This is a genomic window from Paracoccus sp. MKU1 (assembly GCF_001447385.1).
GTDB lineage: Bacteria > Pseudomonadota > Alphaproteobacteria > Rhodobacterales > Rhodobacteraceae > Paracoccus.
Window position 1 is genome coordinate 1 of sequence record NZ_LLWQ01000230.1, and the last position, 1,143, is coordinate 1,143.

At 62.2% G+C, this 1,143-nt stretch carries 2 pseudogenes; one reads left to right on the top strand and one right to left on the bottom strand.

Annotated features, from left to right (window positions below):
• Window positions 1-880: pseudogene (locus AQY21_RS28225) on the top strand (IS5 family transposase); the annotation flags it as partial.
• A 143-nt stretch (window positions 881-1,023) separates the two neighbouring features.
• Here the strand turns inward: AQY21_RS28225 and AQY21_RS30300 are convergent.
• A pseudogene (locus AQY21_RS30300) lies at window positions 1,024-1,122 on the bottom strand (FAD:protein FMN transferase); the annotation flags it as partial.
• Window positions 1,123-1,143 lie beyond the last annotated feature (21 nt).

A 1,143-nucleotide genomic window follows, 5' to 3' on the forward strand; every position in this document is an offset into this window, starting at 1 on the left:
TGAGCAATCTTTTCTGGCTGAGCGAGGCGCATATGGAGCGGCTACGGCCCTTCTTTCCCAAGAGTATCCGAAGATCAGAAAACAGTCCGGGGGACTGTTTTCCTGAGGATGGGCAAGCCGCGCGTGGATGCCCGGCATGTGCTGAGCGGGATAATCTTCGTCAATCGCAATGGCTTGCGGTGGTGTGACGCGCCGAAGGAATACGGCCCGGCCAAGACCCTCTACAACCGTTGGAAGCGCTGGAGGTGAGTGGCAAACGCCATTGGTTCGAGTGCGGCCACGAACGCGGGGTCTTCGCCGGGATYATGGTCGGCCTGGCCGCCGAGAGCGCCGAACACAAGACGATCATGATCGACGCGACCTATCTCAAGGCACATCGCACGGCGTCGAGCCTGTGCGTGMAAAAGGGGGGCGCGGGCGCCAGATCGGGYGCGCCAAAGGCGGCATGAACACCAAGCTGCACGCCGTCGCCGATGCCAAGGGGCGCCCGATCGGGTTCTTCATGTCGGCCGGYCAGGTCAGCGATTACACCGGCGCGGCGGCGCTGTTGGGCAGCTTGCCGAAAGCGGGTTGGCTGCTGGCCGACAGGGGCTATGATGCCGATTGGTTCAGAGAGGCGTTGAAAGACAAGGGGATAAAGGTCTGCATCCCGGGCCGGAAGTCTCGCAAGAAGGCGGTGAAATACGACAAGAGGCGCTACAAACGGCGCAACCGCATCGAGATCATGTTCGGCCGCCTGAAGGATTGGCCAATCGTCGGGAAAACAGTCCCCCGGACTGTTTTCTGATCCTCCTCATACGTCGCGACCCGATACGACCGGTGCCCGGAAACCTTCTTCTCTGCGATCATGCTAGCCGCAACCGTCTTGTTCTGGCTGTGAAACTCAATGAGCCTGGACCCTGGCTCAGTCGAACAGCGTCCCGACGGCATGTGTTCGGATGCAGCCGCCTCGCGCAGAAGGAACAGCGCATTGAGGCTGAGACGCAGAGCGAGTTCGCTGCCAGCCTTCGGACCCAGCACCATCAGCGCGCTCGCCCAGGCATCGGCCTCGGCACAGCTGCGGGCGACAACCGTGACCGAGGCTGGTGACGAGCGGAGCGGGCCGCCTGTTATGGGGTCCATCGTGTGAGACAGGTCTGGCCT